Source organism: Rhodopirellula bahusiensis (genome assembly GCF_002727185.1).
GTDB lineage: Bacteria > Planctomycetota > Planctomycetia > Pirellulales > Pirellulaceae > Rhodopirellula > Rhodopirellula bahusiensis.
In genome coordinates this window covers 45272-65403 of sequence record NZ_NIZW01000028.1, presented here as the reverse complement: position 1 = coordinate 65403, position 20132 = coordinate 45272, and the positions used below count along the sequence as shown (strand labels likewise).

Here is a 20132-nt window from a genome sequence, read left to right as displayed (position 1 = left end):
CATGAACGCTCACTCGTCGCCTGAGTCCGTCACCATTGTTGGGGCGGGCGTTGTCGGAATCGCTTGCGCTCACTATTTGGCGGAAGCCGGACTTGACGTCACCGTCATCGACCGCGGATCCATTGCTGCGGAATGTTCCCATTCCAATTGCGGATACATCTGCCCCAGCCACGCTCTGCCTCTGACCGAACCGGGGGCTTTCTCAGTCGCCTTGAAATCGGTCTTCAACCCGAGATCTCCGTTCCGAGTCAAACCGCAATTCAATCCAGCCCTTTGGAAGTGGATGTTGCAGTTCGCCAAACGCTGCACGCACCAGAAAATGCTGGCGGCGGGCAAACCGCTGCAGGCAATCCTGGAAGCCTCGATGAGCGAATACCATTCGCTGATGGAACGACTGAAGCTGGATTGCGAATGGAAAGAAGAGGGCCTGCTGTACGTTCTACAAACCGAACGCGGCATGGAATCGTTTGCGAAAACCGATCGCCTGGTATCCGAAGAGTTCGGCATCCCAGCGACTCGAATCGACGGAAACAACCTGCCTAAATTTGATCCCGGGCTGAAAGAAGGCTTGGCAGGCGCGTTCCTATACCCCAACGACACCTCGGTGCGTCCCGACAAACTGAACTCGCAATGGGCGTCGCATCTAAAAGAACGAGGCGTTCGTTTCGTTGAGAACTGCGAGCTGAAATCCGTCCGAAAAGAAGCGGGCCAAATCGTTGCTGTCGAAACCAACCAAGGTGACTTCACCAGCGACCACTTCGTTTTCGCGATGGGAGCCTGGAGTACCAAATGGGAATCGGCACTTCAATGTTCCGTCCCGGTCCAACCGGGCAAAGGCTACTCAGTCACCATCGAGAAACCGGATCACTCGCCCAGTCACCCGATTCTCTTTCCGGAACACAAGGTTGGCGTCTCGCCATTTGACGATGGGTTACGCTTCGGATCAATGATGGAATTCGCAGGCTATGACACCTCCATTCCCAAACACCGAATCCAACAGCTTCGCGATTCCGCTCGGCCTTACTTGGTTGCTTCCGTTGACGGGCCAGCCCAATCACAATGGTACGGCTGGCGACCGATGACCTGGGACAGTTTGCCGATCATCGGTTCGCTGCCGGAACTCAAAAATGGCATGCTAGCGACGGGGCACAATATGTTGGGTTTGAGCCTCGCGCCGGCAACGGGCCGCTTGGTTGCCGAGATGGTCACCGGTCGAACAACACACCTGGACCCGACGCCTTACTCTCCGAGCAGGTTTGAATGAACCGTCGACTGGTCATCTTTGGTTGCCTTCTTCTCTCGAGCTGGTCGTTGGGCAATGGGCAATCGCCACTGCCAGTCAATTCGGGACATTTGCTGCAGACGCCGATGCTATCTCAAGGTGAACCTGCCCCTGGGAAACGAGTGGCCGTCACTCCGATTGAATACGCAGAAACCGATGTGCACCACACCGTCTACCTTCCTCAAGACTGGACGGCAGACGGAGAATCGCTGCCGATCATCTTCGAGTACACCGGCAATCACTTTCCGGCGTCAGGTTCGACTGGTGAAGTCGCCGACGCGGGATTGGGATTTGGATTGTCCGCTGGCCAATTCATTTGGGTGACGCTGCCTTTCATCAGCAACGACAACCAACGCAATCAAATCACTTGGTGGGGCGACGAACAGGCGACGGTGGAATATGCCAAGACCAACGTCCCCCGAGTCATCAAGCAGTTTTCCGCGGATCCAGACCAAGTATTCCTCTGCGGATTTTCGCGAGGTGCGATCGCGGTGAACTACATCGGATTGCATGACGATGAGATTGCAAGCTTGTGGACCGCATTCATCACCCATGACCATTTCGATGGCGTTCGCGAGTGGAAGGGAACGGGCTGGGGCAGTCCTCTCGCAAGATATCGATCCGAAGCGAGCGAGCGTCTGAAACGCGTGGGGGATCGTCCCTACTTGATTTGCCAAAACGGTTCGTATGGAACGGAAGAGTTCATTCGCAACCTGCTTCCCGAAGCCCGCAATTTCACCTACCTGCCAGTCAACACGTCCGAAGCACTCGGACCATTCCCAAACAAGTTCGCCAAGGCAGGGCACAACGATCGCTGGTTGAATCGTCCCAGCCGATATCGTTCAGTCGCTTGGAACTGGATGAACCGCGTGCTGTCGAAACCGACGAGCAAGACGGCGAACTAAAGCGATGGTCTCGTGGAAGACGCACGTTTCCTTCTGATCGATCAAGAGGTTGGACGCGATCGACATACCGTTGCTCCGTTCCTGCACCGGCCTCAGGAAACAGTGCATCAAACCGTTTGGTGGCTTCGCTTCCACCCACGGGGTACAATCCGACCTCCAAGGCATCTCCCCCAATGCCTCCCACCCATTTGCCCCACCGCACCCACGGGGTCGTGACAACGCCTCGTTGCCTTCCTCGCGACCTCGATGACACCCAATCACGGTGTCTTGCCCTCCGCGATGCCACTCCCTCAGGCAGTCCAAATGAATTCACTCCGCTGGTATGCATTGAGTTTTTTGATCGCCGCGAGCGTCGTGGCAGCCCATGCCGACGAAGGACTCTCGGACACTCAAGTGGAGTTTTTCGAATCAAAAATCCGGCCGGTGTTGGTGGAACACTGCTATGAATGTCACAACAGCGATTCGGCTCAGGAAGGTGAGTTTGCCTTGGACTGGAACGAACCGCTGCGAACTGGCGGTCAGTCAGGAAAAGCGATCGCGGAGTCCTCCAGCAACAGTCTCTTGCTGCAAGTGATGCGACATGAAATCGAAGGACTCGAAATGCCCGAAGGGGGCGAAAAGTTGAGCCCCGCGATACTCGCTGACTTCGAACAATGGATCACCATGGGAGCACCGGATCCACGAGACGCTCCGCCATCCAAGGAAATGCTCGCCAAGTCCACGTCTTGGGAAGCCATTCGAAACAAGCGTGCCAAGTGGTGGAGTTTCCAACCGATCCGCGAGGTTCGCATTCCTGACTTGGATCAAGATTGGTCCAACCACCCGATCGACCAATTTGTGTATCGCAAGATGCACGCCAACGGTTTGAGTCCTTCCCCGCAAGCTGACCGAGTGACACTGATCCGCAGGCTGCATTTCGCGTTGATCGGATTGCCGCCGACTCCGGCCCAAATCGATGCCTTCGTGAACGATGATTCACCCGACGCATACGAAAAGCTTGTCGATCGACTGCTCGACTCGCCCCATTTCGGCGAACGTTGGGCTCGCCACTGGATGGACTGGTTTCGATACGCTCAGTCGCACGGAAGTGAAGGCGATCCGCCTATCGTCGGAGCGGATTTGTATCGCGACTACTTGATCCGCGCGATCAATGCTGACGTGCCCTCCGATCAACTGATCCGAGAACACATCGCCGGGGACCAACTCGCGCAACCACGAACCAATCCCGAACTCGGGATCAATGAGTCGATCATCGGAACGGCCCACTGGCGGATGGTATTTCACGGATTCGCTCCCACCGATGCCTTGGACGAGCGAGTGCGATTCACAGACGATGCGATCGATGTGGTCAGCAAAGCAGTGCTCGGACTGACCGTCTCGTGTGCACGTTGCCACAACCACAAATTCGATGCGATCAGCCAGGCCGACTATTACGCCCTTGCCGGAATCGTTGGCTCCACGCGGCCTGCCCGGGCGGCCATCGATTTGCCGCAGCGTTTAAACCTCCACCGCGATTCACTGACAAAGTTGAAATCGTCCATTCGGGACGCGATCACTGCGGACTGGTCGACCGACGCGGCACAAGTCACCTCTCGATTGCAGGACACGCCTGCGAATCCGAAGCCATCTGAACCACCCCGCGATCTCGTTGCCCTTTGGACTTCCCTGCAACATGAAATCGATGCAGGGAAGTCATTCCAGGAAGCGTGGCAACGCCGGGTTCAGGAGCACGATACGTTGCAAGAACAACAGCGTCAGTATGCGGAGCAAACCTTCTCCCACCACTGGAACTTTGCCGACAGCCAGTCAACCAACAACAACCCCACCAACGATTGGTTTGCCTATGGTGGTGGACTCGCCGATCCCGCGAGCACCGATCGTCAACCGACCCCCACACCGCCAGGCGAGTTTTCCGTGTCGGTGGATGATCCCAACGCTGCTCTTCGGGCGATCTATCCAGCGGGCATCTTTTCCGGTCTTCTCAGCGACAAACTCCCTGGTGTGCTGACATCCACCGACTTTCGCGTGGGCGCTGGCCAGCGCTTATGGTTGCAAATCGCTGGCGATGGCCAGGCATCCAATCGTTATGTGGTCCAAAACTACCCGCGAAACGGAACGGTTTACCCGGTCAACAATTTGGCTGGCCCCAAGGCCAAACAATGGCACTGGCAGGAGTTCAATCTAGGTTACTGGCAAGGCGATGACGCACACATCGAACTGGCCACTGCCCGCGACGCTCCTTTGTTGGTCAAAAACAGCGACCGATCTTGGTTCGGCATTCGGCAAGCGATTGTGACCGCGGCAGAGCAAAAGCCACCGGTCGACTTCCGCGAATCTCTCTCACCGATTTTCCGAGCGGCAGAATCCAAAAACATCCAATCGATGCAGGATCTCGCGAGGCTTTACCAGGATGTCATCTCGGAAGCGATCAAGGCTTGGCAAAGCGAATCCATCGACGATTCACAATCCTTGCTGTTGGACGCGTGTTTACAACACAACCTCCTGCCCAATACGCTGGCCCAGCTTCCCAAGACCAAACCGCTGATCGAACGCTATCGCCAACTCGAAGCGGAAATTCCTGTCGCGACGCGGGCTCCGACCATCGCAGAGTGGAAGGGACAGGACCAAGCGTTGTACGTTCGGGGTGACCACAAACAGCCCGGCGTCCCGGTTCCCCGACGATTCCTGGAAGCGTTTGATGCGTCCCCCTATCAAACGCAACTCAGCGGGCGCAGCCAATTCGCGGAAGACCTGATCGCGGATGAAAACCCGCTGACAACTCGCGTGCTGGTCAACCGCCTGTGGCATCATCTTTTCGGCCGCGGCATTGTGGCAACGACCGACAACTTTGGACGCTTGGGTGACCAACCAACGCATCCAGAACTGTTGGACTACCTCGCCACTCAGTTCCGCCAAAACGGTTGGTCACTCAAAACGATGATCCGCCAAATGGTGACCTCCATGACATGGAGACAGCAGTCCCAGCCAACCGAAACGGCACAACAAATTGACCCCAAAAATCGGTTGCTCTCCTATCGAACGACCACTCGATTGGATGCCGAAGCGATTCGCGATTCATTGCTGTATGTATCGGGTCGTTTGCAGACAACTCCGCCGAAAGGTTCCGTCGCGGGGAACAGCGATCGCCGGTCGGTCTACGTCCGCGTGATCCGCAACAACATGGATCCGTTTCTGGCCAGCTTCGATGCCCCGGTCCCGTTTTCGTGCAAAGGCCGTCGCGATGTGACCAACGTTCCGGCTCAAGCCTTGCTGATGCTGAACAGCCCGTTCGTGGTGGGAACTGCAAAGTCTTCCGCCCGGAGCCTATTGGCGGATCCATCGCTGAAAGACACTCCCGCCAAAATCCGAGCCAGTTGGCGACAGCATTTCGGACGAGAACCGACTCCGACGCAAGTCGCTGCGGCCGAGCAGTTCTTGCATCAAAGCGAATTGGACCACGCCAAACTCCGCCAAAAGACTTCGAGGCTCGAACAACAAATAGTTGAGGCCACCCGCGAGATCGATGCGATCCTTCTTCCCGCTCGCCAGAAATTGATCGCAGCGAAGAGCGAACTTCATGACGCTGATTTGCAGCAACCATCCACGACCGCTCCTGATTCGCCTTCCCGTCCAAGTCCGCTGAAGGAATGGGACTTTCAACGACTGTCCGAATCCGGCGCCACCGCGAAGGACCTGACACTGCATGGTTCGGCCGCGATCCAGGACGGGGCATTGATTGTCGATGGCAATGGCTGGGCGGCCTCGGATCCCTTGCCCGTGACACTGTCCACCAAATCGCTGGAAGTCGTCGTGCAATTGGATGACCTCCAGCAAACCGGTGGTGGTGCGATCTCGGTGCAAACGACGGATGGTGTGCTGTTCGATGCCATCGTGTTCGCTGAACGGGAACCGCAACGCTGGATGAGCGGAAGCGACCACAGCAAACGGACACAGAGTTTCCAGGGCACCGCCGAGGACGTCGCCAACACCGAACCGGTCCATCTGGTGATCACTTACGGCAAGGATGGAAAGATCACCTGCTATCGCAATGGTCAGGCCTACGGAAAGGCTTATCAAACGACGGTGCAGTCATTTCCAGCCGATCGCTCACACGTGATCTTCGGCATGCGTCACGGCACCGGCCTTTCGAAAGGTCGAATGCTGAAGGGACGCCTATTTTCCGCGAGACTTTACGATCAGGAACTGTCATCCGAGCAAGTCAAATCCCTGGCCCAAAACGCGACACACATCGTTTCGCGTCAAGCCATCGTTGACTCTCTGTCCCCGGCAACGCGAGATCGCCTGCTCACGCTCGAAGCACAACAGGCGGAACTTCAGCGGCAACGAGACACGAGCCCTGCGTTCCCGGAACCGCAACAGCACTGGATCGATTTCACGCATTCACTGATCAACATGAAGGAGTTCCTCTATGTCCGCTGAGCCTTCCCCGCACTATCTCGCCTCTCGTCGTCACTGGTTGAAATCCTGCAGCAGTGGTTTTGGCATGCTGGCGCTGTCGAGTTTGCAACACCGCCTTCATGCGACTCCGGCAAACCTATCGATCCAACCGAAAGCGACCAAGGTCATCCTGTGTTACATGTCGGGTGGAGTCTCGCATGTGGATTCCTTTGACCCTAAACCGGATCTGAAAAAACGGCATGGCCAAGCGATGCCCGGCAAAATCGAAAAGACTCAGTTCAACAACAATGGTTCCATCTTTGGCAGCCCTTTCGCATTCAATCGGTACGGCGAGAGCGGACTGGAAGTCAGCGACCTGTTCCCCGAAATTGGAAAGTGTGCCGATCACTTGGCGGTAGTTCGTTCCGCGACAACCACAGTGAACGAACATTCACAAGGAAACTATGTTGCTCACACTGGATTCCCATTTCTAGGTCACCCCAGCGCAGGTGCCTGGATCAGCTATGGGCTCGGAACGGCCAATGAGAACCTGCCCAGCTTTGTCGTGCTGCAAAGCGAAGGCGGCCTTCCACCCTTGGGCGGATCCGGCGTGTTCAGCAGCGGCTACTTGCCCGCCCAACACCAAGCATCCATCCTACAATCCGACCGCCAAGAGCCGATCCCTCACATCCAACCGGCTCAGGCAGCCGACATGCAGCGGCGACAGCTTGACTTCGTCGCCCAAATCGATCAATCCTTCGCAGCTCAATCACGCAACCAACAGGTCGACGCCGCGATCAAGAACTATGAGACCGCGTTTCGCATGCAGACTTCTGTTCCTGAGGTCTGCGACCTCTCCGATGAAACTGCCGCGACGCACAGGCTGTATGGCATCGATGATCCTGACCCGATGACCGCTGCCTATGGGAAACAAGCCCTGCTGGCTCGCAAGTTGGTTGAAAAGGGCGTCCGCTTTGTCGAACTGTCGTGCCTTTCGCCAGCGACGGTTGCCCCCGCCTCCTCGCATCCTTGGGATCAACATGGCAACCTCGAAACAGGACATCGCGCCATGGCACATGAGGTCGATCGTCCGATCGCTGGATTGATCCAAGACCTAGACGCTCGCGGATTACTCGACGAAACCTTGGTCGTGTTCACCGGAGAATTCGGCAGAACGCCCTTCTCGCAAGGATCCGCTGGCCGCGATCACAATCCGTTCGGCTTCAGCATGTGGTTGGCAGGAGGCGGCGTGAAAGGCGGAACGGTCTACGGCGCAACGGACGAACTGGGATACCATGCCGTCGAAAACCCGTGCACGTTTTATGACCTTTGGGCAACAATTCTGCATCAGCTTGGCATCGACCACGAACAGTTGACCTTCCGAAGCGGTGGTCGCGATTTTCGACTCACCGATGTTCACGGGAACGTGCTTCACGACATCCTTGCTTGATGAAATTTGGTGGCCATTGGTTCGCGCAAGCTTTCATCAGAAATAACCTGGCTCCCCTCGCTTCGCTTCGAGGTCGTGCAGTTGGGAAGTGCTGTGCTTGCAATGCCTTGAGAACCCCGCCCGTGCAGCGGGAGGGGTCGGAAAGCGAGCGTTCAGCGAGATTTCCGGGGGAGGGCAATCGGCGCCGCTTTCCATGCTCGGCCCCCTCCCTCACGTACGCCTGAACGGCGTCGCTCGACCTCCCCCAAAACTTCGTTTCGGGAGAGGTTCTCAAATGCTCACACCGCTAAAACGCGACCTCTATAAACTGCACGACCTCCTTTGGTGGAGAGGGGAGACTTGTTGTTATGCAGGTGCCATTGGGGAAGAACAGTTGCATCCGCTATCAATGCGGAATCCCGAATCATTGCCGCCTAGTTTGTGTCCCCGCTGACAATCAATCAGTCACCCGTCTGACGCAGAGGCAAGTGCACGTTGAACGAATGCAGCTTCTCCTTGGTTTCCTCCGCCGCACAAAATAGCACGGTTGGTTTGCCGTCTTCGAGGTACAGTTGCGGGCGTTCAAGACGGTGCACGGACTGCTGAGTTCCGTCCGCCCATGGGATGATGCGTTCCGTCACCAACGGTGAATTGGCCGGTTCCCAGTGCAAACCATCGACCGACTGAAACAATGCCAAGGAGTCACTGCCGGTTCCGTTGAAGTGTCCCTTGTGGTCGTTGACGATCGCCCAGCACGTGCCATCTTGGAACCAGATGTAAGGGTCTTCCGCTGGAAAGGCGACTCCCGGTGCGGTGAACAACGGTTTGTTCTGCTTTCGAAACGGTCCCGTCGGTGACTGAGAAGTTGCGGCAAGGTGAACGACCGGGCCTCCAAACGGCATGCGTCTTTTCTTGCCGACCGCTTTGTAAATCAACACAAACGTCCCATCATCCCGACGCAAGATCGATGGGTTGCTCACCATCAATGCATCCGACGCCGAGGCATCTTCGCTGATGTCGATCAGTGGCTCGTCAAAACGTTTCCATGGTCCGTTGGGGTGATCGGCAATCGCGACACCAATGCGTTGATTGTTGCGATGAACCATATTCAGCTTTCTCGTCGGTTCACCGTCACCCGTGTTCCCCATGTAGTAGAGATAGTACTTCCCATCGAACTCATGCACGGTCGGGTTGTGAGTGCACATGCCGTCCCACGGTTTTTCGCCTCGAACGGGCAAAGCTACATCGACGAAGTGGTATGGCCCCAGCGGATCATCCGACACCGCGTGAGCAACCTCCGAATGGGTGACCCAAGCATTGTGTCCCGACTCTCGCGGCCAGCGACTGTAGAAAAGATGGCAGGTGCCGTCGACGTCACGCACCATACTGCCGCCCCAGATGTAGAAATCCTCGTCGATGAACTTCGCTCTCGCTGGCACCGGCTCAATCATCGAGTTCAAATCCAAATCCGGCCGCGCACGTTCGCCTCGAGCGGCTTTTTCAACAGCCTCTGTTCGTGAGTCCTCTTCTTTCCTGACATTGACGCCGTGAGCATCATGCCACTTCGGCGGCACATTGCCGGCATCCCAGGCCTCAATCATCCGCGATAGCCGATCCACTTGTTCAGGATGCTGTTCGGCCAAGTCTTCGCGTTCCCAAGGGTCGTTCGCCAAATCAAACAACAGCTTTCGGTTCTTGTAGCGACTGTCAACCAACTTCCAATTCCCGTCGCGAACCGCATAGCCATACGAATCATCGCCCATCGAGTAACGCCAAAACAACGGCCGTTTGGGAAACTCCGTTCCCGCGTCGGTCAAACCGGGCAACAAGTTTTGGCCGTCCAGCTTTTCATTCTTGGTCGGGTCCAATCCTGCTGCGGCGAGGACGGTAGGAAAGACATCGAGTGCCGTGATCGGCGATTGCTCTCGAACTCCGCTCGGCAAAGTCCCTGGCCAAGAAACCAAGAACGGCACCCGAATACCGCCTTCAAACAGCATGCCCTTGTGACCTCGGTACGGCAAATTCATCGCGTGCTCACGCCGCCCACCGTTGTCGCTGTAAAAGACAATCAACGTGTTGTCGCCCAACTCCGATTCGCGAATTTGGTCAACGACTCGCCCAATGCCTTCGTCCATCCCAGCGACCATCGCTCCGTAAACCGCTCGACCTCCGTACTCGATGTGTGCTGTCTTCTGCAGATGAGCCCGGGTGGCTTGGTCGGGAGCATGCGGTGCGTTGTACGCCAAGTACAAAAAGAACGGTTCCGTCTCGTGACGCTGAATGAACTTGACCGCTTCCGTTGAAAAGTCATCCGTCAAATACGTCAACGACTTGCGATCGACCGGTTCATCACCGCGATGCACACCGAGCAAAGGATCTTTTCTTCCCAAGTCTCCCCAATAGCTCAATCCGCCTCCACTGAAGCCAAACCACTCATCGAATCCACGGCGATTGGGCCAGAACGGTTTCGCGTCGCCCAGGTGCCACTTGCCGACTGCTCCGGTGACGTATCCAGCTTCTTTCAAAGCATCCGCAAGCGTCGTTTCCGAGAGCGGCATCCCCGGCGTGTCGTCACCGTGCCACTGCGGATCCGGTTCTGGGTTGCCCTCATGCCCGAATCGCTGTTGATACCTTCCCGTCAACAACCCCGCGCGGCTGGGACTGCAATAGGGATGCGAAGCGTAGCCGTTGGTGAAGACCACGCCTTCCCCCGCCAACTCGTCCAATCTCGGTGTGGGAATCTCCTTGCAGCCATTGAAACCAACGTCGCTGTAGCCAAGGTCATCGGCAACGATCAACACAATGTTCGGACGTTCCTTGGCATCGACACTGGATGCGGTCAGAACCAAAAGGCCGACCAACATCGAGGATAGAAACTTTATTCGGTTCAACATAGCAGGCAGCAAGGTGGGAATTGAAACTGAAACGACGGCCAATGAATTCACTTCGACTTGTAGTCTTTTTCGCTGTCGACGGTGTAGCGAAGCACAGCAGGAAATCCTTTGCCGCGAGCTTTCGTGAGCTGCTGCTTCCAAACGACTCGAAGCTCTTCCAACTGTGTCTTCGCGGCAGGATCGTCGATTAAATTGTTCAGCTCGTCGGGATCACTTTCCAAATCAAACAACTCTTCGCAAATCGGTTCCTCACCTCGCAACGATGCCTCGGCATGGTTCCGATACACCGCGATTTCATTGTCGTGAATGCCATACAGCATGGTGGACGACTTGATACCAAGATCCTTGGCCACCTGAATCTTGACCGAGGCGGGAACACAATCGTTGTGGTAGTACCGGATGTATTTCCAACGCTTGTCCTGCACCGCCTCAATGCGAGGGTTGCCAAAGTGTGTCACCCACAGGTTTTCGGTGAAAACATGATCACGAATCGCGCCGCCTTGGCCGCTCAAAAGTGGCCGCAACGACAGGCCTTGAAAGGTGTCAGGCTTTTCAATCTCAGCCAGATCTAGCATCGTCGCAGCGATGTCGATCGTTTGAACCAACTCGTTGCAACGAGCCCCTTGCAGTACAGTTGGCAGTTCTGGATCGAAGACGATCATCGGCACATGCGTCGTCTGCTCGTAGCACAACGCTTTCCCACCAAGACCATGTTGCCCCATGAACAATCCGTGGTCGGAACAGAAGATGATGATCGTGTTGTCGTCCACGCCTTCTGTCTCGAGCTTGGTGCGTAGGTTTCCGATCAAACGATCGATCCCGGTCATGGATTGCATCTGCCGAATGGTGCGTTCTTTCAACGCCTCGGGAGTGTCGACAAAGTTGTAGCTGGCCTGCCGCTCACTCGCTCGCAACACATCCGCTGGCAAACGTGGCGTCTCAATCTCGTCCTTCGCAACGTAGTGCTCCGGCAAAGGAATCTCGATGTCACGGTAGAGCGACTTGTAGATTTCATCATCGCTTTCTCGCTGTTGCATGGTGCCCGTTCCCGCACTGTGCGGCAGGTTCAAACAGATGCTCAAGCAAAACGGTTTGTCCGCCGGACGTTCGTCCAGGAATCGCACCGCACCGTCCAAGCGATGTTCATACGACATAAAATCCTGAGCACCTTCGTTGACGATTTCGACTTGCGTGTCGTAGGCCGCCCCCTCAAAGATCTCGTGGACGTCTTTGGGATAGAAACGGATGTGCCCGTGTCCGGCGTAGAAGTAATCAAACGACTCTTCCATCAAACTGCTGTTGTAGCCGCCCTTTCCAATCGGCGCGTGGTTCTTTCCGACATAGCCGGTGTAGTACCCGTTCTCTCGCATGATCACAGGATAGGACTTCGCCCATGCCTCGGGCGCGACACTGGTTCCTGAATTGAAATTCACACCGTGCTTGCGTTCGTACTGGCTGAGAAAGATCGAAATCCGACTCGGAGTGCAGATCGCACTGGTCACATAGGCTCGATCAAAGAACACGCCTTCGCGAGCCAACTGGTCGATGTTCGGCGTCCGCGTCAACTCGTTTCCATCGCAGCCCATCATTCCGTAGGACTGGTCGTCCGTCAGAACGAATAAAAAGTTCGGTCGAGAATCCGCAGCAGGCAGGCTGGTAGCACACAGCGCCGCGAAAAACAGCAAGATTGGTGCAAGTCTTTTCAAAGAGTGGATTCGCATGAGTTCGGGTTTATGAAGGGAAGAGCAGGGCAGGGGAGAAAGAGCGGGAAACAAACCAAGTTCACTCGGTCGCGAAAACACAAAGGTTGTCGAAATCGATGCTGCTTCCATTCACCGTCATTCCGAACTGAGTCTTCGTCGGATGAGCGAAACCGGTAGAATCCAACGAGACCACCTCTTTGCCATCGAGGTGAACAGTCATCACGGTCCCATGGATGGTCAGTTCCAAGTGATGCCAAGTGCCCGGCTTGGCTTGGATGGCGGCGGAGGCTTGCGTGCGAGCCAACAGGTCCTCCAATTCTTTCTGCTGTTCCGTCGGCAGCGATTTCGTCTTTCGTTTCTCGCGAACTTCCAGATTCATCAAACCGAATTTGTCATCGCTGATCATCATCCGTTTTGGTGTCAGTGATGCACGAGCCACATGCCCGGCATGCACGGATTCTTCATTGTTGTCGTCGATCACAAAGTTGAAGCGGCTTCCGCCATTGAACCGGAAGTCAAACGACACATGAAGATCGCCAAACTTCATTTGCTTTCGCATGGTGGAGCCATGGTCGTCCCGAATTTGTTTGCCGAACAAGACACCATCGCGGATGCTCCATCCGGCCTCCATTCCTCGCCCGGTCCGATAGCCTTCGCCCAGCGTCGAACGACCTTCGAAGTCATCCTCAAACAAAACTTTGGTTTCGGGCAATCCCGAGGATGCTTCGTCGGCGACGAGCGTTGAATGTGTCAACAAGGAAGTCGTCACAAACGCTACGGAAAGGATGGGTCGAAACATAGTTTGGGTTTGGAAAACGAGAAGGAAGGTCAATGGAAGGAAACGAATGACAAGGACGGGATATCGCCTCATTCACTGATGTGCCGTGGACGAGCCTGGAACGATCCAGATGTTGCGAAACCGGTTGGGATTGCCATGGTTCTGAAGATAGATCGGACCTTCCGCCACTTCGGGTCTTGGACCTGCTGGCCCGCCCCCCGTTCCCTCGGGCAGTTCCACCCGGTCGTGAATCAGGACACCATTCTGGGTCACCGAGATCACTGCGGACTGGATCTTCTTTCCGTCCTTGAATCGAGCCGCGGTGAAGTCGATTTCCATGCTCTGCCAAGCCAGCGGTGGCAAGCAAACATTCCAATCGGCTTCGCGAATTCCGTAGATGCTGCCGCACCACGTGTTGACGGGTTTCAACATGACCATGTCCTGCCATGCCTCGGGACTGGGGTCCAATCCAAAGTTGTCAGAGATCTGCACCTCATAGGCACCGACCGCGAAAACGCCACTGTTGCCGCGATGCGGATGACTGATCGGTGGCTCGGGTTGCAGCGGAATTTGAAATTCAAGGTACAGTCGGAAATCCTGAAACGTTGCTTTGGTTCTTGCTCCCGCTTTGAGAACGCCATCCTCGATCTTGCCGTTCTTCCAAGCGTTCGTGTTCGTGCCATCGAACAACACGATCGCGTCAGCCGGCGGCTTCTTTCCGACAACCGATGCACTGCGATCAATCTTTTGCCAGCCCACAACACGCGACTCGATTCCTTCGCGATCCGACCACTCATGCACGACAGGACTGCCATCCCAACCTGTGCCGGGAAATCCACCGTCGTACACCGAAACGTAGAACCGGCCCTCAGACGGAGTGACCTGCATCGCTTGATCGTCTCGAACAAATTCGCCGACAAACTCAAAGCCATCGAATTCCGCTTGAGCTTTCGCAGCGTTGGTCCAGACGACGGCATTGGGATATGGCTGAATCTTCGGTTTCGTTTTTGCGGTCGTGTCCGCGGCCATTGCGCCGCACACAGGACCAACAACCAGCAAAAAGAGAGCACAAAAACAGACCGGCACTTTGGAGCGAGTTTTCATTGACATCGAACACGTGACTCGATCGGGGAAGACAACTTCATAGGGAGGCGCATCATGCGGGGAAGGCAAACGCCTCACATGTCGATTTCATAACCAGACCGATAGGGTCGCTTCATCATCGCAGCGGCCTGTTCATCGCCAACGACACTTTCCGTCACTTGATCCCACTCGACTTTGCGTCCCAACCGACAACAGATGCCGGCCAAGTGACACACGTTGAGCATCTTCATGTGGGAATGCACGTCGGAAATCGGCAGCACTCGATTGTCAATCGCATGCATGAAGTTCGCCCAGTGTGCAGGGCGGTCATTGCCTTCCATGGGCATCCCGCGATAAATCTTCGAAATCGCATCTTCGGCGAGCGGGTTCGATTCCAAGTCTTCAACGGGTTTGCCAACCAACTTGCCGCGATTGACAAAGATCCGGCCTCGTTCGCCTTCAAACAAAATCCCATTGTCGACGTCGTGGCGAATGTTCATCTCGACATCGCCATCCGCGAAAGCGACGCGAAGATCAAACGCTCGTGCGGTGTTGTAGCGATTGTTCTGCAGCGGCATTCCGTCGCGAAACTCCACGTCATGTTTCGCGGTCCCGGCAACCGAAACGGGGTCGTTGTTCTGCCCCGCCGCGGCGATCCCCAGCATCGCGATGTCGACATGGTGGGCTCCCCAGTCGGTCAATTTGCCTCCGGAGTGTTCGTACCACCAACGGAAGTGCGTGTGCCCATTGGTGTAGTTCTTGTCCGCTCGCTTGGCGTCCTTCGCATAGCGATATTCCATTTTAGGACCGGGTCCCAGCCAACGATCCCAGTCCAATCCTTTGGGCACGTCGGCGACGGGAATCTCGGGACTCCATCCACCCGCGTCGATTCCGACGATCAAGCGTTTGAGTTTGCCCAGGCGACCTTCCGCGATGATTGCCAGAGCACGATTGAACTTGTCGAAACTGCTGCGTTGCTGCGTTCCGACTTGAACGACACGTCCGGTTTGCTGTTGAACCTTCCGGACCAACTTTCCTTCGTCGATCGTCAACGTCAGCGGTTTTTCACAGTACGCATCTTTGCCCGCCAACATCGCCTCAATCAAGATTTTCGCGTGCCAGTGATCAGGCGTTGAAATCTGAACCAAGTCAATGTCATCACGAGAAAGCACTTCGCGGTAGTCACGAAACAATTCGGCTTTGCCATCACACAGCAATTCGTTGCCATGCTTCAGATGTTCCTCGTCGACATCACACAGCGCGACCAAGTCAGCAAATTCTTTCCCAACGGGCGAAGTCCGTGTCCCATTTCCGCCGACGCCGATCAACGCAAACCGTTTGCGTTCATTCGGTGACTTGGCAAGTGATTGCCGAACCGGCAAGGCCCACGGAGTCAGCGTTGCCATGGAGACAAATCCGGCGGTCATCAAAAGATCTCGGCGAGACTTCGAGGCAGGGGGAAAGCTCATGAACAATCAATCGTGGAGGGCTGAGAATGTGGGTGTGAAATGCGTCACTCATCGAACGAGCGAGCCAACAAATGAGTCGCGCCGCGTGAGTGTCACTTCCGTTTCGCCTTGTTTCGCTCTTGTTCACGGATGGTCACGCCCGGCCGTTGCATCTTCGAATTCACGTCACGAAAAACCCAGGGCTCCCAGGCCTTGCGAGCCGATTCCCACTGTTCCAACGAACGAGTCGGATACCAACTTGGCCATCCGAATTTCTCGTAGTCGTACTTGCCCGCATTCGCGTGAACCCACTCATCGACAGACCCCGCAGGCAGCGTTTCCGGATAGACGTCCAGCGCACGAAACTCGTCGCTCACACCTTTGTCTTGAATCACTTCACGACGCCATCGCTTGAGTTCCCGTAGCATTTCTTCTCGAACATTGGCGTACTTGGGATCGTCGACGACATTGTGGACCTCGTGCGGATCCGTTCGCAGATCGTACAGTTCCAACTCTGGTTTTGACGGAGCAAAGAAAGCCGCTTGTTCGGGTGTGAGTTCGCCTCGCATGTGCATGACGTTCATTTCAGCCAGCACCGGGTAAGCCCCTTCCTTGTACTGGTTGTATTGGCAGTACGCTCGCTCAGGCATCAAGTTGTGAATCAGCTTGAAGTCGGCGGACCGGATCGCTCGCATCGCATCATGCGTTTCGTCCATTTTGTCTCGCGCGGCAAAGACATACTGACGATTCCGAACCTCTCCGCTCAACAGATTCTTTCCATGCAGAGGCACGGGGGCATCGATCCCAGCAGCTTCCAAAATCGTCGCGCAGATGTCGATCGACATCACCATGTCATCGCTGACTTCACCCGGCGAAACCTTGCCAGGCCAACGCATGATCATGGGAATGCGAATGCCACCGTCGTAAAGAAACTGCTTGCCGCGAATGTGGCACCGACCATGGTCTCCGACGAAGAAAACAATCGTGTTGTCAGCGAGACCTTCCTCGCTGAGTCGTTTCAGTATCCCGCCGACCTCACGGTCAACCAATTGCATCTGCTCCAAACCGTTGGCCCAATCACGTCTGACAAAAGGCGTGTCGGGATAGTAGGGCGGCAACTCAACATCTTCGATCGCGATGGGCCGTTGCGGGTCGCGTTTCCATTGACGGTGAGTGCCACCGAACGTGATCCGAGCAAAGAAAGGCTGCCCGTCGGCTCGTTGGTTCCAATCGGTGCCATCAAACAGTTCGTTCTTCTGGTCTGGCAAGAAATTGCAGTCAGTTTTGTAGCTCATCAATGCGGTGAAGTAGCCCGCATCGGCAAACAGATGCGGGATTGGCCGAATCCCGTGCGGCAACGGTTGCTTGTCATATTCCCGATGCTGGTTGGCACCAATGAAGTTCTGGTGGAACCCCGTCATCATCGCTGAACGCGAAGTCGAACAGACCGGCGAAGTTGTGAAGGCTCGTTCGTACCGAATCCCTTCGGATGCCAGCTTGTCGACATTGGGTGTCTGGATCCCCCTTGTGCCGTAGCACGACAAATCGGGGGACCAATCTTCAATGGTGATCCAAAGCACATTGGGACGGTCGTCCGCGAAGGCAGCGGAACCATTGACGACACTGACCGCGAAGATCAGTGCGAATGATAGGAATGTTTTCATTTGAGAACCAAGTGATTGAGTGGGAATGTGTTGGTGGTGATGTGGGATGGGATCAATCGTTTTCGGATGGGACGCCCTCGTAGACGCGAATCCAGTCGACCCACATGATGGATTTGGTCAAATCGGCGAGCTCACTGTCCGTTGGCGTGATTCCTTTGTCGGATCGCCAGGTCTGATCTTCGGCATCGATAATCAAATGCATGGGTTTGCTGAGTCCATTGCCTTTGGTGTAGCCATGCGGATCGATGATCGATTCACCCGAAACTGTGCGGACCTTTTTTCCGTCGATGTAGTACTCCAAATTCCATGGGTCTTTCCAAAACACACCGGCCCGGTGGAATTCTTCCCGCCAATTCGACCCGTCCTCGTACCAAGAACCTTCATCGGTTGGCTGGTAGTCTTGGAACGGCTCACGGATGAACACGTGATGACTGATGTGCAACCGCTGAGCGGTCCATTCCTGGCCCGGACGTTGGCTCCCATAGGCTTCGATGATGTCGATTTCTTCGGTCGAGTCCGGGCTCAACATCCAAACGTTCGAAGCCAAAACGAGGCCGCTGATCTTGACACTGGCTTCGACATAAAGCGGATAGCGGAACGTCTCTTTGGAAGAGACCGCGCCGGTGTAGACGAGGTCCGTCCCTGGCTTCCGTGACGCATGGATGCCGAGGTGCCCATCGTTGACGTAGGAATGCCCGGAATTGAATTCTGTGCGACCAGGTCCTTTCCAAGCATTGATGAACGAATCGTTCCAACGCTTGGTGAATTCTTTCGGCTTTCCCGTCGGTTTCGCGACGTAGTTGAAATCATCCGACACCGGGTGCAACTTCCACGTCGTGCCCGATTCTGCCGAAGCCGGAACTTCCAGTCCGTCCCAATCTTCCGCAAGCGACACGGACGCAGCGAAACAAACCATCACAAAGGCAGCGGACCAACTGGCCCGGCAACAAAATGAACCAAACATCAAAGACTTTCGAAGAAATTGTTGGAAAAGACAGCGACCACGGACCACTTCAGTAGGCGCCGTTTGTCCCGAACATCTCTTTCTTGGATGGACGTGGACGGACACGGACCGAGTGATCTGGCTCGCCCGTCACACGGTCAAACTCATCGGGTGTTCGTCGACTTGGCAAGTAATCGCCCGTTCGCTGCGTCCAATCGGTGAGTGCGGTTTGCAATCGCGTGCGTACCGAGTGATAGGCCGGGTCCTCGAAGCGATTGTGCTGTTCGCCGGGGTCGCGTTGCAGATCATAAAGTTCCCACTTTGCACGAGGTGCAGTGAAACAAGCCGATTGTTCGGGCGTGAGTTCTCCCGCGTCATACAAACGAAGCATGGCTTGCCAAGTCAGGCCCCGTCCCGCGTCAGCGGATGGTGTTGGAGGGAGGTCGACGTAGTCATTGCGAATCAACTTGTATTGCTGGGTCGCCACGGCGCGAGCATGGTCCTCGTAGTCGTGCCAGTGATCTTCCGCAAAAGCGAATTCGCGATGCGATTGCGTGCTGTCTTTCAAAACCGGAACAAAGCTTTGGCTCGAAGCGCAGAATGTTTCGCTGCCTTCCACGCCAGCCAAATCCAAGAACGTGGCACCAATGTCAACCGCGCTGACCAAAGCCTTCGTCGTCTGGCCCGCCTTGACTTGGTCGGGATAGCGAACGATCCACGGGGTTCGGATTCCACCGTCGTAGAGCGATGTCTTGTCACGAGGGAACGGACGGCCGTTGTCGCTGATGAAGAGAACGACCGTGTTGTCAGCGACGCCCTGTTCGGCCAGTTTTCGCATCACCTTGCCGACGTAGGAATCGAGACGCCCGATCTCGTCATAGTAAAGACGCAGGTCTTCGCGGACATCAGGAACGTCTGGAAGGTGCGGCGGAACGATCACGTCGTCGTGTGTGTGAGGTGGATCCAGGGCACCGTCGTTGTATTCGCGGTGCGGGTCCAGAGCGGCCAACCACAGGAAAAACGGTTGATCCTTGGGACGTTCCTCGCAAGCTCGTTCCCAATCTTCGCAACCACTGGGCTGCGCCGCGATCATCTTCGCAGGTTGCCCGTCTTTTCCACTGGGGAGTACAAAACCGGCCGTCGAGGCTTCGTAGATGTTGTCGAAGTGATCGCGAACAGCGTCACCCATGTGCCACTTGCCAGCCGCGGCGGTGTAATAGCCCGCTGACTGCAATCGCCCCACGAATGTGTCGCTTGATTCCGGCAACGGCCAGTGCAACTGTTCCGCGCCCGTGTTGTGGGGATACTTGCCCGTGATGATGCTCGCACGGGATGGGCTGCATGAATTCGTGGTCAGGTAAGCGTGTTCGAAACGCATGCCTTCCGCTGCCAGGCCGTCGATATTGGGAGTTCGAATCGCCGGATGACCATAGGCTCCGCAATCGTCCCAGTTCATGTCATCCGCGATGATCAGAACGATGTTCGGAGGGGACTGAGCCATCACGGACGAAGTGATGCAACAAGCGATCAGAGCAACAAGGAATCGGTGCACGAGAATCCAGCGGGAGAGAGGCGGGTAAACGTTCGCGGTTCCAAGAAACACGA

Annotated in this window: 12 protein-coding genes; 4 read left to right on the top strand and 8 right to left on the bottom strand. The window is 55.8% G+C overall.

All coding sequences use genetic code 11. The features are described from left to right. Position 1: 1 nt before the first annotated feature. From CEE69_RS26445 to CEE69_RS26430, 4 genes are all read left to right on the top strand, one after another. Positions 2-1264, top strand: a complete 1263-nt coding sequence (locus CEE69_RS26445) for an NAD(P)/FAD-dependent oxidoreductase (RefSeq protein WP_099263585.1) — start codon at positions 2-4, stop codon at positions 1262-1264. After that, on the top strand, positions 1261-2187 hold the full coding sequence (locus tag CEE69_RS26440; protein WP_099263584.1) for a hypothetical protein: 927 nt from the start codon (positions 1261-1263) through the stop codon (positions 2185-2187). Before CEE69_RS26445 ends, CEE69_RS26440 begins: the two co-directional genes overlap by 4 nt. Positions 2188-2490: 303 nt before the next feature. Continuing rightward, positions 2491-6627, top strand: coding sequence for a PSD1 and planctomycete cytochrome C domain-containing protein (locus tag CEE69_RS26435; RefSeq protein ID WP_158231078.1), 4137 nt, complete (start codon positions 2491-2493; stop codon positions 6625-6627). Continuing rightward, positions 6617-8035 carry a DUF1501 domain-containing protein gene (locus CEE69_RS26430; protein ID WP_099263582.1) on the top strand — a complete coding sequence of 473 codons (1419 nt, stop codon included), beginning with the start codon at positions 6617-6619 and terminating at the stop codon, positions 8033-8035. Before CEE69_RS26435 ends, CEE69_RS26430 begins: the two co-directional genes overlap by 11 nt. Positions 8036-8475: 440 nt before the next feature. Here CEE69_RS26430 and CEE69_RS26420 read toward each other — a convergent pair whose 3' ends face one another. The 8 genes from CEE69_RS26420 to CEE69_RS26385 form a co-directional block, all read right to left on the bottom strand. Continuing rightward, positions 8476-10908 carry a sulfatase-like hydrolase/transferase gene (locus CEE69_RS26420; RefSeq protein WP_233215666.1) on the bottom strand — a complete coding sequence of 811 codons (2433 nt, stop codon included), beginning with the start codon at positions 10906-10908 and terminating at the stop codon, positions 8476-8478. A 47-nt stretch (positions 10909-10955) separates the two neighbouring features. Beyond that, positions 10956-12629 (bottom strand): sulfatase family protein, encoded by a 1674-nt coding sequence (locus CEE69_RS26415; RefSeq protein ID WP_099263580.1) that lies wholly within the window; start codon positions 12627-12629, stop codon positions 10956-10958. Between the two features lie 61 nt (positions 12630-12690). Further along, a complete protein-coding gene (locus CEE69_RS26410; RefSeq protein WP_233215665.1) occupies positions 12691-13365 on the bottom strand; it encodes a family 16 glycoside hydrolase in 675 nt (224 codons plus the stop codon). 117 nt (positions 13366-13482) lie between these two features. Beyond that, positions 13483-14418 carry a 3-keto-disaccharide hydrolase gene (locus CEE69_RS26405; RefSeq protein ID WP_315852546.1) on the bottom strand — a complete coding sequence of 312 codons (936 nt, stop codon included), beginning with the start codon at positions 14416-14418 and terminating at the stop codon, positions 13483-13485. Between the two features lie 149 nt (positions 14419-14567). Then, positions 14568-15941: a Gfo/Idh/MocA family protein gene (locus CEE69_RS26400; protein WP_099263579.1), complete on the bottom strand. Its 1374-nt coding sequence runs from the start codon at positions 15939-15941 to the stop codon at positions 14568-14570. A gap of 92 nt (positions 15942-16033) precedes the next feature. Further along, positions 16034-17584 (bottom strand): sulfatase family protein, encoded by a 1551-nt coding sequence (locus CEE69_RS26395; RefSeq protein WP_099263578.1) that lies wholly within the window; start codon positions 17582-17584, stop codon positions 16034-16036. A 52-nt stretch (positions 17585-17636) separates the two neighbouring features. After that, positions 17637-18548, bottom strand: coding sequence for a family 16 glycosylhydrolase (locus tag CEE69_RS26390; RefSeq protein ID WP_199169956.1), 912 nt, complete (start codon positions 18546-18548; stop codon positions 17637-17639). A 49-nt stretch (positions 18549-18597) separates the two neighbouring features. Next, positions 18598-20079: a sulfatase family protein gene (locus CEE69_RS26385; protein ID WP_099263595.1), complete on the bottom strand. Its 1482-nt coding sequence runs from the start codon at positions 20077-20079 to the stop codon at positions 18598-18600. Positions 20080-20132 lie beyond the last annotated feature (53 nt).